The 13,538-nt window shown below is 74.5% G+C and carries 11 protein-coding genes; 8 read left to right on the top strand and 3 right to left on the bottom strand.

What is annotated here, in order from left to right:
• Positions 1 to 711, bottom strand: a 711-nt coding sequence (locus ABD363_RS14885) for a mannosyltransferase family protein (RefSeq protein WP_344603475.1), incomplete at its 3' end; no start/stop codon positions are given.
• 260 nt (positions 712 to 971) lie between these two features.
• On the opposite strand from ABD363_RS14885, the gene ABD363_RS14880 reads away from it, so the two are divergent.
• Together ABD363_RS14880 and ABD363_RS14875 are read left to right on the top strand one after the other, a co-directional pair.
• Entirely contained in the window at positions 972 to 2,573 is a 1,602-nt protein-coding gene (locus tag ABD363_RS14880) for an MFS transporter (RefSeq protein ID WP_344603473.1), read from the top strand.
• Between the two features lie 124 nt (positions 2,574 to 2,697).
• Positions 2,698 to 3,888: an acyl-CoA dehydrogenase family protein gene (locus ABD363_RS14875; RefSeq protein WP_344603471.1), complete on the top strand. Its 1,191-nt coding sequence runs from the start codon at positions 2,698 to 2,700 to the stop codon at positions 3,886 to 3,888.
• A 38-nt stretch (positions 3,889 to 3,926) separates the two neighbouring features.
• Here ABD363_RS14875 and ABD363_RS14870 read toward each other — a convergent pair whose 3' ends face one another.
• Both ABD363_RS14870 and ABD363_RS14865 read right to left on the bottom strand, forming a co-directional pair.
• Positions 3,927 to 4,364 carry a cell division protein SepF gene (locus tag ABD363_RS14870; RefSeq protein ID WP_344603469.1) on the bottom strand — a complete coding sequence of 146 codons (438 nt, stop codon included), beginning with the start codon at positions 4,362 to 4,364 and terminating at the stop codon, positions 3,927 to 3,929.
• Between the two features lie 729 nt (positions 4,365 to 5,093).
• Complete coding sequence (locus ABD363_RS14865; protein WP_344603468.1) at positions 5,094 to 6,035, bottom strand: ABC transporter substrate-binding protein; 942 nt, start codon at positions 6,033 to 6,035, stop codon at positions 5,094 to 5,096.
• Between the two features lie 427 nt (positions 6,036 to 6,462).
• Between ABD363_RS14865 and ABD363_RS14860 the strand changes: the two genes are divergently transcribed.
• The 6 genes from ABD363_RS14860 to ABD363_RS14835 all read left to right on the top strand — a co-directional run bounded on the left by ABD363_RS14860 (position 6,463) and on the right by ABD363_RS14835 (position 13,060).
• Entirely contained in the window at positions 6,463 to 7,317 is an 855-nt protein-coding gene (locus tag ABD363_RS14860; protein WP_344603466.1) for an amino acid ABC transporter permease, read from the top strand.
• The gene (locus ABD363_RS14855) at positions 7,314 to 9,071 is read left to right on the top strand and encodes an FAD/NAD(P)-binding protein (protein ID WP_344603464.1); all 1,758 of its coding nucleotides are present in this window, start codon (positions 7,314 to 7,316) and stop codon (positions 9,069 to 9,071) included. The genes ABD363_RS14860 and ABD363_RS14855 overlap by 4 nt, the downstream gene beginning before the upstream one ends.
• A gap of 83 nt (positions 9,072 to 9,154) precedes the next feature.
• Complete coding sequence (locus tag ABD363_RS14850) at positions 9,155 to 9,916, top strand: amino acid ABC transporter ATP-binding protein (protein WP_344603462.1); 762 nt, start codon at positions 9,155 to 9,157, stop codon at positions 9,914 to 9,916.
• Between the two features lie 20 nt (positions 9,917 to 9,936).
• On the top strand, positions 9,937 to 10,992 hold the full coding sequence (locus tag ABD363_RS14845; RefSeq protein WP_344603460.1) for an LLM class flavin-dependent oxidoreductase: 1,056 nt from the start codon (positions 9,937 to 9,939) through the stop codon (positions 10,990 to 10,992).
• Positions 10,993 to 11,144: 152 nt separating this feature from the next.
• On the top strand, positions 11,145 to 11,924 hold the full coding sequence (locus ABD363_RS14840; protein ID WP_344603458.1) for a DUF1684 domain-containing protein: 780 nt from the start codon (positions 11,145 to 11,147) through the stop codon (positions 11,922 to 11,924).
• 230 nt (positions 11,925 to 12,154) lie between these two features.
• Positions 12,155 to 13,060, top strand: a complete 906-nt coding sequence (locus tag ABD363_RS14835; RefSeq protein WP_344603456.1) for a S1 family peptidase — start codon at positions 12,155 to 12,157, stop codon at positions 13,058 to 13,060.
• Positions 13,061 to 13,538: the final 478 nt, after the last annotated feature.

Below are 13,538 nucleotides of genomic sequence, written 5' to 3'. Positions count from 1 at the left end.
GGCCGCGCGCGGGGCGCGTTCCTCGCGGCGGCCGCCGCCGCAGGGCCCGTCGCACCGGTTCCGCACGAACGAGGCGGCGCCCCCGGCCCGCCCCGGTGCCGCGAGGCCGGCCGTCCACACCGCCGCCACCACCGCGAGCCCCACCGGCCGGGTCAGCCCGGCGAGCAGGGCCAGGGTGCCCGCCGTCACCCAGCGGCCGGTCAGCGCCGCGTACAGCGCCCAGGCGGCCAGCGCGGTGAACAGCGACTCGCTGTACGCCATCGACTGCACGATCCCGACCGGCAGCACCGCCCACAGCAGCACGGCGCAGACCCCCGCCCGGCGGCCGTACAGACGCTCCGCCACCGCGAAGATCCCGCACGCCGCGGCGAGCGAGGCGAGCAGGCCGACGGCGAAGCCGGCGTCGGCGTAGGACAGCGGGGTCACCGCCGCGCCGAGCCGCTCCAGCCAGGGCAGCAGGGGGAAGAACGCGAGGTCGGAATGCACGTCCCCGCCGGGCAGGCGCACCTCGTAGCCGTAGCCCAGTTCGGCGACCCTGGCGTACCAGAGCGCGTCCCAGCGGGCGGTCAGCAGCGTGTACGCGCTCTTGTCGCGCGCGGCGCTCCACAGGGCCAGGACGATCAGGCCCAGGGCGCGTACGGCCGCGTACCCCAGGAGCGCCGGGGCGGCCCGGCGCGGCAGTCCCGGCGTGCGCGTTCCAGGATCGGTCATCCGCCGATTATCCGGAGGCCCCGGGACCGGGCGGTCCGCCGGGGGCCGCCGGCCCCGGGCGGGGGAGTGGCGCACGCCACACGGCTTCCACGGATCCATGAGAGGTCCGCCACGTGACCCCCGCACGGACTCGCGTACTCTGCGTGTCACTCGCCGTTCGTTGCGCGGGCCGGGGACCGCCGCTCCTTCCCGGCCGAGTCGCGGGGATCCCCCGCCCCGCGAGCCCGCCGAGCGCGAGGGAACTTCTGGGAGGTACGTACATGTCCGGGACGACCACGGCTGCCGCCGGGCCGCGCCGCCGGACGGCCGGGGCCGGTGCCAACCGCTGGCTGGTGCTCGTCGTCCTCTGCGTCAGCCTGCTGCTCGTCGCCGTCGACGCCACCGTGCTGCACGTGGCGGTCCCCGCCGTCACCGAGGACCTCAGGCCCGGCGCGGTGGAACTGCTCTGGATCGTCGACGCCTACCCGCTGGTCTGCGCCTCGCTGCTGATCCTGTTCGGCACGCTCGGCGACCGGGTGGGCCGCAGACGGGTGCTGCTGCTCGGCTACGGCCTCTTCGGCGTCGCCTCCGGCCTGGCGGCCTTCGCGGACGGCCCCCGCACGCTGATCGCGGCGCGGGCGCTGCTCGGCGTCGGCGGGGCGATGATCATGCCCGCGACGCTGTCGATCCTGCGGCAGGTCTTCCCCGACCGGCGGGAACGGGCGGTCGCGATCGGCGTCTGGAGCGCGGTGGCCGCCGTCGGCGCGGCGGTCGGCCCGCTGCTCGGCGGCTTCCTGCTGGAGCACTTCTGGTGGGGGTCGGTCTTCCTGGTCAACATTCCGCTGATGCTGGTCAGCCTGCCGGTGGGGCGGCTGCTGCTGCCCGAGTCGCGGGGGAGCGGGGACGGCCCCTGGGACGTGGCCGGCGCGCTGATGGCGGCGGCCGGGCTGTTCGGCGTGGTGCTCGGCGTGAAGCGGCTGGGCGGCGGCGGGCCGGCCGCCGGCTTGGCGACCGTGCTGCCGCTGCTGGCGGGCGCCGCCCTGCTGGTGCTGTTCGTCCGCCGGCAGCGACGCCGCCGGCATCCGCTGGTGGACCTCGGGATGTTCGCCCGGCCCGCGTTCAGCACCGCCGTCGGCTGCATCGTGCTGGCGATGCTCGCGCTGGTCGGCCTGGAGCTGATCGCGGCGCAGTACCTGCAGCTCGTGCTGGAGCTGTCCCCGCTGGAGACCGGGCTGCGGCTGCTGCCGCTGACGCTCGCGGCGATGGCGGCGGGCCTGGCCGGGGCGCGGATGCTGCGGCGGTTCGGCCCCCGGCGGATGGTGTGCTCCGGCTTCTGCCTGACGGCGGCCGCGGTGGTGCTGCTGACGGCGCTGGGCCGGACGGACCACTGCGCGCTGATGCTGTGCGGGTTCGTCCTGCTCGGCTTCGGCCTGGAGACCACGCTCTTCGGGGCGTACGAGTCGATGCTCAGCGAGGCGCCGCAGGAGCGGGCCGGCGGGGCCGCCGCGATCGGGGAGACCTCGTACCAGCTGGGCGCCGGCGTCGGGATCGCCCTGCTGGGCAGCGTGATGAACGCGGCCTACGCCCCCGGCCTCGCGGGCGTGCCGGGCGTGCCGGCGTCCGCGTCGGCCGCCGCGGGGCACTCGCTCGGCGAGGCCCTGGAGGTGGCCGGACACCTCGGCGGACCGGCCGGGGCGGCCCTGCGCCGGGCCGCGCGGGACGCCTTCGTGCACGGACTGCACGTGACTCTCCTGGTCAGCGCCGGGCTGCTGCTGCTCGGCGCGGTGATGGCGCTGCGGCTGCCGCGGGTGATGAGCTGCGAGGCGCAGGCCGTGGCGGTGCCCGCGCCGCGGGACGCCGCACAGTCCCGGGTCTCGGTGTGACCCCGCCGTCCCGGGCCCCGGCGCGCGCCGTGCCCGGCGGGCTGGACGTGCGGGACACTGCGACGTAACGTCCCGCTCGGAGCCGTGACTAGCGTTGCTAGTTTTAGTCCTCGGAGGGTGTCCCATGTCCGCGTCCCCGAAGCCGCCCCCGTTCGACCCCGCCGACCCGCTCGGCCTCGACGACCTGCTGGAGCCGGAGGACCTCGCGATCCGGGACACCGTGCGCGCCTGGGCCGCGGACCGGGTGCTGCCCCATGTCGCCGAGTGGTACGAGAAGGGGGAGCTGCCCGGTGTGCGGGAGCTCGCCCGCGAACTCGGCGCGCTCGGCGCGCTCGGGATGCCGCTGAGCGGATACGGCTGCGCCGGGGCCACCGCCGTCCAGTACGGGCTGGCCTGCCTGGAACTGGAGGCCGCCGACTCCGGGATCCGCTCCCTGGTCTCCGTGCAGGGCTCGCTCGCCATGTACGCCATCCACCGGTTCGGCAGCGAGGAGCAGAAGCGGACGTGGCTGCCGCGCATGGCCGCCGGCGAGGTGATCGGCTGCTTCGGGCTGACCGAGCCCGACCACGGCTCCGACCCCGCCTCCATGCGGACGTACGCCAAGCGCGACGGCTCCGACTGGGTCCTCGACGGACGCAAGATGTGGATCACCAACGGGTCCGTCGCCGGGGTCGCCGTGGTGTGGGCGCGGACCGACGAGGGGATCCGCGGGTTCGTCGTGCCGGCCGACAGCGCCGGGTTCTCCGCGCCGGAGATCAAGCACAAGTGGTCGCTGCGGGCCTCCGTCACCAGCGAGCTGGTGCTCGACGGCGTACGGCTGCCCGCCGACGCGGTGCTGCCGGGAGCGACCGGGCTGCGCGGGCCGCTCAGCTGTCTCACCCACGCCCGGTACGGGATCGTCTGGGGCGCCATGGGCGCGGCGCGGAGCTGCTTCGAGGCCGCCGTCGACTACGCGAGGTCGCGGCAGCAGTTCGGGCGGCCCATCGGGGGTTTCCAGCTGACGCAGGCCAAACTCGCCGACATGGCGGTCGAACTGCACAAGGGGATTCTGCTCGCCCACCATCTGGGGCGGCGTATGGACGCCGGCCGCCTGCGTCCCGAGCAGGTCAGCTTCGGCAAGCTGAACAACGTCCGGGAGGCCATCGACATCTGCCGTACGGCCCGGACCGTCCTCGGTGCCAACGGAATCTCGCTCGAATATCCCGTGATGCGGCACGCGACCAACCTCGAATCGGTGCTCACCTACGAGGGCACCGTCGAAATGCACCAGCTGGTGCTGGGCAAGGCGCTCACCGGAATCGACGCTTTCCGGTAGCGGGCCCGCCGGGGGCGGGGCCGGTGAGCGGCCCTGCCTCAGCTCTGGTTGAAGAAGCCGTCCGTGCGGTGCGCGGCCGGTTCCCCGCTGACGATCTCCGTGTCGGCCGGGCTCAGCAGGAACACGCGGGTGGACACGCGCTCGATGGAACCGCGCAGGCCGAAGATCAGCCCGGCCGCGAAGTCGACCACGCGCTTGGCGTCGGCGGGCTCCATGGCCGTGAGGTTCATGATGACCGGGACCCCCTCCCGGAAGAGTTCGCCGATGGCGCGCGCGTCCCGGAAACTGTCCGGGGTGACCGTGCCGATGCGGCGGCCTCTCTCCTCGGCGACGTCCGAGGCCACCTTGACCCGCGGATCGGTGACCCAGGCATCCCCGGGCTCGGTCCCGTCGGAGTAGTCGTCGTCGTAGTAACGCTCGTCTTCGTTGTCGTCGACGAGGCCAAGCCAGGCACTTGCCTTGCGTACCGATCCCATGGACGCCTCCTCTCACAGCGGTCTTTCGTGCTTTCCGCATCCCTATGGTCATCCATGATGCGGACGGTGCGCCAAGTAGATAGACGCCGCGCGGGGGGTTTGTGACGGTACTGGTGCACGACCAATCCGTCGAGAGTCCGTGTTTCCCAAGGGTCGTTGCACAAACGGCTGCTGACTGTGAGTGAAATACGATTTCTCTCGGCGTCCGGGTGACGGGCGGAGCGTACGGGTGAACGGAGCGGCCGGCGCGACCGCCGGCCCGGTCGGTTCACGGCCGGTCCGTCCGCGTCACGACGGGCCACGCCGGAGTGTTCCGCCGCGTCCTGACGCGGACTCAGGAAAATGACCGCGGGGCCCGGGGAGGGGCGCGGCACCGCGGCGGGGCCGTGCCCGCGGGGAGGGAGGCGCGCCCGGTCCGTCACGTACGGTGAGAGGCGCGGCGTGCGCCGGGCCGCCTCCGGGAGCCCGCCCCGGCGAGGACGCGGGGCCCGTGCCGGCCGGGACGCCGGGCCGTGACGCCGGCGGGGGACGGGGCGCGCCCGGCGCGGAGGCGCTCGCCGGGCAGCTCGCCGAGGAGCCGCGCGCCCCTGGACGCCGTGGGGGGCCGGGAAGCCGGTACGGGTCCGCCGGGCCGGACGGCCGGCGGACCCGTTCGCGTACCGGGACCGGTGTCCCCGCCGCCGGGGTCGCGGTGGCCGGGCCGTCGCCGCGGCCCCCGTCGACGGGGTGTCAGTCCTTGAGCTCTGGGGGCGAGATCCGCGACTCGTCGATCGCCGAGGCCGTCGTCCCCCACTTCTTGAGGATCCTGTCGTACGTCCCGTCGGCGATGAGTTCGTTCACCGCCGCCCGGAAGGCGGGGGTCAGCTTCGATCCCTTCTTGAAGGCGAAACCGACGTCCAGACGGTGGAACTCGTTGAGGAACTTCAGGCCCGGCTGGTGGGCGACGGCGTAGCGCAGGCCGTTGATGGTGGACATCACCACATCGCTGCGGCCCTGCCGGAGGGAGGACCAGAGCGCACCGTTCTCGTTGTACGTCTGCACCCGGTACTCCTTCTCGCCGGCGTCCCCGCACACGTGCCGGTTCTCCTCCAGCGTGGCCTCGAAGGTGGTGCCCGCGCCGGTCGCCACGTTCAGGCCGCACAGCTGCTTCAGGTCGGTGACCTCGGACAGCTCGCTGTCCTCGCGGGCGGCGAAGCCCTGGCCGTCGTTGACGTAGGTGACGAAGTCGATGGTCCTGCGCCGCTCGTCGGTCACGCCGAAGTTGCTGGCCCCGACGTCGTACTTGCCGCTGTCCAGGGCCGGCAGGATCGCCTCGAAGGAGGCCGTCCCGGTCTTCAGCCGGATGCCGAGCACCTTGGCCACGGCCCGGACGAAGTCCACGTCCTGGCCGGTCAGGGTCTTGCCGTCGGCCAGGTAGGCGGTGCCGGGCGGGGTGCCGCTGATGCTGACGGCGACGGTGAGGGCGGTGGTGCCGGGGGGCAGCAGCCGGGCGGCGGCCTCGTCCTTGCGGATGCCGGAGACGACGTCCGCGGTGGGGATCGCGTCGGCCCCGGCCGCCGTGTCCGCCGCGTCGCCGGTGCCCGAGCCGCACGCGGTGAGCAGCAGCGAGGCCGAGGTGATCAGGGCGAAGGGGACGAAGTGGCGAGAGCGGGCGTGCGTGGGCGTACGCATGGGAGGGCGGTCTCCTGGAAGCAGGGAGGAAGGCAGGCGCGAGGGGAGGGGTGCGCGTGTGAAGGCGGAGAAAGGAGAAAGGTGACGGGAGAAACGCCGGGGGCGCCCCGCCCGGATCAGGGCGTCGGGGCGCGCAGGGGGTCAGCTCAACAGGAAGAGGACCACACGCGACCGAAGTCGATGTGGGAGCGCGTGACCAGCCACTGCTGCGGATGCATGGGCCAAGTGCAACAGGCATCCGGTTCCGCGTCAACCGAGTTGAGATGTACGGCTCACAGTGCGGACAGCCTTGACAGCGGGCGGAAACGCCCCCGTAGTCTCGAAGGGCGGCCCTGCTGAGGGGCTCGGCCGCGCCGGCGCCGTACGGCGCCGTCCCGTGTGAAGGCACCCGCCGTGTCCGACCGACCCGACGTCACGGAGCCTTCACATGCCCTCCGACACCCTCGCCCAGGCCGCCGCACCGGAGATACCGCGGAAGGCGGACTCCCCGCGGATCGTCCCCCGGCGCCGCTACGGCCAGTGGACGGCCGCCGCCGCCGTCCTCGTCCTGCTCGCCCTCGCCGTCACCTCCGTACTGCGCAACGAGGCGTTCCAGTGGGGTGTCGTCGCCGACTACTTCACCTCGGCCTCCGTGCTGCGCGGCCTGTGGCTCACGCTCTGGCTGACCGCGGTGGTGATGGTGCTGGGCTTCGCCCTGGGCACCCTGCTCGCGGCGGCCCGGCTGTCCGCCAACCCCGTGCTGCGGAGCGTCAGCTGGGGATACGTCTGGCTGTTCCGCTCGATCCCGATCCTGGTGCAGCTGCTGCTGTGGTTCAACATCGGTGCGCTGTACCCGCACATCCTCGGCGTCAGGACCGTCGACCTGCTCGGCCCGGTCGCCGTCGCGGTCATCGGCCTGACCCTGCACGAGGCCGCGTACGCCGCCGAGGTGGTGCGCGGCGGCGTCCTCTCCGTGGACCGCGGGCAGATCGAGGCCGCGCAGGCGCTCGGCCTGAGCCGCCGGCGCCGCTGGTGGCGGATCGTGCTGCCGCAGGCGATGCGCTCCATCGTGCCGCCGGCCGGGAACATGCTGATCGGCACCCTCAAGGGCACCTCCATCGTCAGCGTCATCGCGGTGCAGGACCTGCTGTACTCGACGCAGCTCGTCTACCACCGCACCTACCAGGTCATCCCCCTGCTGATGGTGGCGACCGTCTGGTACACCGTGGTCACCTCGGTGCTCGGCGCCGGCCAGTTCTACGTCGAGAGGCACTACGCCCGCGGCACGGAGCGCACCCGATGACCGGACGGTCCCTGGTGATCGTCGGCGCCGGGCCGCGGGGGACCGGCCTGCTGGAGCGCATCGCCGCCAACGCGCCCGAGCTGTACGCCGGTCCGGGCCTGGACATCCACCTCGTCGACCCCTACCCGCCGGGCCCCGGCCGCATCTGGCGCACGGCGCAGTCGCCGCTGCTGTGGATGAACTCGCACGCCGAGGACATCACGATGTTCACCGACGAGACGGTGGACCTGGCCGGCCCCGTGCGCCCGGGCCCCACCCTGCACGAGTGGGCCGGCATCGACGGCTCCGCCTTCGCCGGCCGGCGGCTGCAGGGCGCCTACCTGCGCTGGGTGTACGACCGCGCCGTGGCCGCCCTGCCCCCGGACGTCACCGTCCACCACCACCCGCGGCGGGCCCTGCGGGTCGACGGACCCCGCGAGGGCCGCCAGCGGGTGTGGCTGGAGGGCCGCCCGCGCCCGCTCCTCGCCGACGCCGTGGTGCTCACGCTCGGCCATCTCGACGCGGAACCCGACGACGAGCAGCGGGAACTGGCCCGGTACGCCCGTGAGCACGGCCTGGTGCACATCCCGCCGGACTTCACAGCCGACACCGACCTGTCCGGGCTGCGGCCCGGCGAGCCGGTCCTCGTGCGCGGCTTCGGGCTCGCCTTCGTCGACCTGATGGTGCTGCTGACGGAGGGCCGCGGCGGGCGCCACGACGGGGACACCTACGTCCCGTCGGGGCGGGAGCCGGTGCTGTACGTCGGCTCCCGGCGCGGGGTGCCGTACCACTCGAAGATCGGCTACGGCCTCGACGGCGAACGGCCGCCGCTGCCCCGGTTCCTCGGGCCGGCCGAGGTGGAGGCGCTGCTCGCCCGGCCCGGGGGTTTCGACTTCCGGCGGGACGTGTGGCCGCTGGTGGCGAAGGAGCTGGGCTTCGCCCACTACCACCGCCTGTTCACGGCCCACCCGCGGCGGACGCGCATCGCCTGGAGCACCTTCGAGGAGAAGTACGCCGCCGCCGGCCCGGCCGAGCGCGCGGCCCTGGTCGAGTCCGCCGTGCCCGATCCCGCCGACCGCTTCGACCCGGCCGCCCTCGACCGCCCGCTGGCCGGGGTGCGGTACGGCTCCCACGAGGAGCTCCAGGAGGGGATGCGGGCCTACATCGAGCACGACCTGCGGCGGCGGCACGACCCGCGGCACAGTCCCGACCTCGCCGTCTTCCTCGCCCTGCTCTCCGTCTACGGCCAGCTGGTCCGGCTCGGGGACGTCGGCCCCTGGTGGCACGGCTTCTTCAGCTACCTCGCCTCCGGGCCGCCCGGTCCCCGGCTGCGGCAGATGCTAGCGCTGTCCCGGGCGGGGGTGCTGCGGTTTCTCGGCGCCGACATGACCGTCACCGCCGAGCACGGGGTGTTCCGGGCGTCCGGCGCCACCGTGCCCGGCGCCCGCGTCGAGGCCCGGGCGCTGGTCGAGGCGCGGCTGCCGCACCCCACCGTCGAGCGGACCCGGGACGCGCTGCTGCGGGAGCTGCACGCCGACGGGGCCGCCGTGACCCCCGACGGGCTGCTGGCCGTCGACCCCGCCGACGGGCGCGTCCTGGACCGGGCCGGGCGGCCGCACCCGCGGCGGTTCGCGCTCGGCCCGCACACCGACGCGCGCGGCTCCGGCGCGTTCACCCGGCCGCGCACCGGCGGACCGGCGTTCCGGCAGAACGACGCCACCGCGCGGGCCGCGCTGCTGCTGCTGCGGGAGACGGCCCGCAGGACGGCCGCGTAGCACGGCCGCCGCACGGCCGGTCCGCCGCGCGGCTGCGGACCGCGAAGCAACCACCACGCAACCACCACCAGGGGACTCCCGCGATGAGCGTCATGGTCGACATCCGATCCGTCCACAAGAGCTTCGGCTCCCTCGACGTCCTCAAGGGCGTCGACCTCACCGTGCGCACCGGCGAGGTCACCGTGATCCTCGGGCCCTCCGGCTCCGGCAAGTCGACACTGCTGCGCGCCGTCAACCACCTGGAGAAGGTGGACCGCGGCGCGATCACCGTGGACGGCGCGCTGGTCGGCTACCGGCGCTCCGGGGACAGGCTGCACGAGCTGCGCGAGCGCGAGGTGCTCAGGCAGCGCACCCGGATCGGCTTCGTCTTCCAGAACTTCAATCTCTTCCCGCACCTCACGGTGCTGGACAACATCACCGAGGCGCCGGTGTCCGTGCTGAAGCGGCCCCGGAAGCAGGCCGCGGAGCACGCGCGCCTGCTGCTCGACCGGGTGGGGCTCGCCGACAAGGCCGGCGCCTACCCCCGGCAGCTGTCCGGGGGCCAGCAGCAGCGGGTGGCCATCGCGCGGGCGCTCGCCCTGGAACCGAAGCTGCTGCTCTTCGACGAACCGACCTCCGCGCTCGACCCCGAGCTGGTCGGCGAGGTCCTCGACGTCATCAGGGACCTGGCCGCCCGGGGCACCACCATGATCGTCGTCACCCACGAGATCGGGTTCGCCCGCGAGGTCGCCGACACGGTGGTGTTCATGGACGACGGGCGGATCGTCGAGCAGGGCGCCCCCGGTGACGTACTGGACCGCCCGCGGCACGACCGGACGCGGGCGTTCCTCTCCAAGGTGCTCTGAACACGGAAAGGTTTCCCCCGATGACCTCCTCGCCCGGCCGGGCGCTGCTGCACCTGGCCGCCGCCGTCGGCCGGCGGCCGGCGCACGACGCCGGCTCCCCCGTCGAGCCGGTCCGGCTCGCCGAACGGGGCGCGCTCGACTTCGTCACGCTCGACGACGGCTGCGCCCGGCCCGGTCCCGACGCGCTCACCGCCCTGGCCCGGGCGGCGTCCGCCACGCACCGGGTCGGCCTGGTGCCCACCGTCCCCCTCACGCACACCGGGCCCTGTCACGTCCGGGCGGCCGCCGCGGCCCTGGACCGGATCGGCCGCGGCCGGGCCGGCTGGCGGATCGAGGCGTCCGCCACCGAGGACGAGGCCCGCCTCCTCGACCCCGGCGGCGGACCCGCACGGGCGCCGGGGCGGGAGGCGGACGAGGACACCGGCGCCGCGGCCGGGCCGCGGGACGGCCGGGAGGACGGCGCCCGGGTCCGGGACGCGGCCGCCGGCCGGGACGAGCCGGACCACGTCGGCTCCGCCTTCCCGGCCGAGGACTTCTCGACCGCGCCGCGGCCCTCGCGGGGCCGTCCCGTGCGGGTGGCCGACGCCACCGAGGAACCCGCCCGGCGGGTCGCGGCCCGGTACGCCGACGTGGCCCTGGTCCGGGCCGTGAGCCTCGCGCACGCCGACTCCGTACGGGCCGGACTGCGCGCCGACGCCGCCCGGTCCGGACGCGACCCCGACGGGCTGCGGATCCTCGCGAGCCTCGTCGTGGACCTCGGCGGCGGCGAGCACGCGGCCGAGCCGGGGCACGGCGGGGGCGGCCCCCGGCCCACCCCGCGGGGGCCGCTGTACCGCGGCGGCCCCGTCGACCTCGCGGAGCTGATCGCCGACTGGCACCGGCGGGGCGTGGTCGACGGCTTCCACATCGTCCCGGCGGAGCCGCACCGTGACCTGGAGCGGCTCGTCAACGGCACCGTGGCCCTGCTGCAGCACCGGGGCCTGTTCCGCACCTTCTACCCGGGCGGCACGCTCCGGGACCACCTGGGCCTGGCCCGGCCCGCCGACCGCTGCGTCGTGACCGGGGGAACGTCATGACGGCGGGCGGGTCCGGCGGCCGGAAGCCGCTCACCGGGCACCTCCGTCCCGGGCCGCGCGCCGGGGGAGCCGGAGGGCCGCGGGGGCCGGGCGGACCGGGGGAGTCGCGGGGGCCGGAAGACCGCAGGAACCGGAAGAGAGGAACCGATCCCATGACGGACGCGTCCGACGCGTGGCGGCAGTGGCACGAGGACCGCGTGACGACGGTGTCGGCGCCCCACGGGCCGCTCGCGCTGACCGGCACGTACTGGCTGGAGGACCATCCGGACGGCCGACTTCCGGGCATCCCCGGAACCTGGACGGCCGACGGCGACGCGGTGCTGCTGGCGGCGGCCGGAGCGGACGGCCTGACCGTGGACGGCCGCCCCTTCGCCGGTGAGCTGAGACTCGCGGCCGATCCGGGACCGGCGAGCGGGGCGCGGGTGGCGTACGGCGAGCGGCGGCTGGCCGTGCTGGTCCGCGAAGGCGCCAGGGGCGTGCGCGACTTCGACCCGGACGCCCGGGCCCGGCGGGCGTTCCGCGGCATCGACGCCACGCCGTACGACCCGCGCTGGTCGGTGCCGGGCCGCTTCGTCCCGTACGGCACCGGCCGCACCGTGCGCGTGCCCAACGCGGACGGGCGGGAGCGCGGGCTCGGGCTCGCCGGCGAGCTGGTCTTCCCCCTGGCCGGGCGGGAACGCGTGCTCCGGGTGGGCGTCGAGGACGACGGCTCGCTGTGGGCCGTGTTCGCCGACGCCACCAGCGGAAGCAGCAGTTACCGCTTCCGGTTCCTGCGGCCCGCCGCGCCGGACGCCGCGGGCCGTACGACGGTCGACTTCAACCGCGCCCTGCTGCCGCCGTGCGCGTTCGCCGACCACTTCCTCTGCCCGTTCCCACCACCGGGGAACACGCTGGACGTCGCCGTCGAGGCAGGGGAACGCACGCTGCTCTGAGGCAATCTGCGCCGGTTTTCACCCGAACGATGGACAATTCGCACAGGTGGCTCAAAGATTGACGGCCGAAAGGCGCCCTTGCGTCCGTCGGCGCCGCAGCCGAATACTCCCCCACAGCGCTTGTCAGGGGCACGGCTTGTCCGGAATCCGGACGACCGGGCCCTCCGACTGCGCCTCACGGGCCCACAACCCCACGAGGGCCCCCGACTTCCCCTGTGGAGGAACGAAAAGTGAGGATCAAGCGCACCACCCCCCGCAGCGGTATCACGAGACGGACTCGGCTGATCGCCGTCTCCACCGGCCTCGTGGCCGCAGCAGCGATCGCGGTCCCCAGCGCGAACGCGTCCGACACACCCACCACCTTCAGCTCCGCCGAGCTCAAGAGCGCCAGCGGGTCGGTGCTGAAGGCCGACATCCCGGGCACCGCCTGGGCCGTCGACAGCAAGACCAACCGCGTCCTGGTCACCGTGGACAGCACGGTCTCCAAGGCCGAGATCGCGAAGATCAAGCGCCAGGCCGGGGCGAACGCCGACGCGCTCACCATCAAGCGCACCCCCGGCAAGTTCAACAAGCTGATCCAGGGCGGCGACGCGATCTACTCGAGCAGCGGGCGCTGCTCCCTCGGCTTCAACGTCCAGGCCAGCAACGGCACCCAGTACTTCCTGACGGCCGGTCACTGCACCGCCGGCTCGAGCACCTGGTACTCCAACTCCGCCCGCACCACGGTCATCGGCTCCACCGCCGGCTCCAGCTTCCCGGGCAACGACTACGGCATCGTGCGCTACAGCGGGTCCGTCAGCCGGCCCGGCACCGCCAACGGCGTGGACATCACCCGCGCCGCCACGCCGAGCGTGGGCACCACCGTCATCCGCGACGGCTCCACCACCGGCACCCACAGCGGCCGGGTCACCGCGCTCAACGCGACCGTCAACTACGGCGGCGGCGACGTCGTCTCCGGCCTGATCCAGACCACGGTCTGCGCCGAGCCCGGCGACTCCGGCGGCTCGCTCTACGGCAGCAACGGCGTGGCGTACGGTCTGACCTCCGGCGGCAGCGGCAACTGCACCTCCGGCGGCACGACCTTCTTCCAGCCCGTCACGGAGGCCCTGAGCGCCTACGGCGTCAGCATCTACTAGGCCCACCGGGTCCCAGGTTCACCAGCCGGCCGGATACGCCGTGCCCACCGGGCGTTCCGGCCGGCGGCCGACAGCGGTCGAGCCCCCGCACGCGGATGCGTGCGGGGGCTCGACCTCGTCCGGAGGCGGGGCGCCACCGCCAGGAGCACCCGGGGCACCCGACTCGGCTCCGGAGGCACCGGCCGTCTCCTGCCCCCCGCCCGGACACGGCCCCCGCAGGGAGCGAATCCGGCCAGGGACGGATCGCACGGAGCGCCCGCGGACCGCCCGCCCGTGATACGCGCAGCGCGCATCCGCCCGACGCGACCGGGCGCGGCCGGAATGCGGGGCGCGTGCGCCGCGCCCCGTACGCACTCCACGCGCGTCCCGGAGTCGACCTTGTGCGCTCCCCGCCAGCCCCGGAACAGTGGATGCCGTCCGGCCGGCACGGACGCGGCGTTCCCGCGACCTCCGTCGCATGCCGCCCCGTGTCCGGACG

The organism is Streptomyces glaucus, assembly GCF_039533365.1.
Lineage (GTDB): Bacteria > Actinomycetota > Actinomycetes > Streptomycetales > Streptomycetaceae > Streptomyces > Streptomyces glaucus.
The sequence above is the reverse complement of the archived record's forward strand: the minus strand, read 5'-3'. Positions and strand labels throughout refer to the sequence as shown.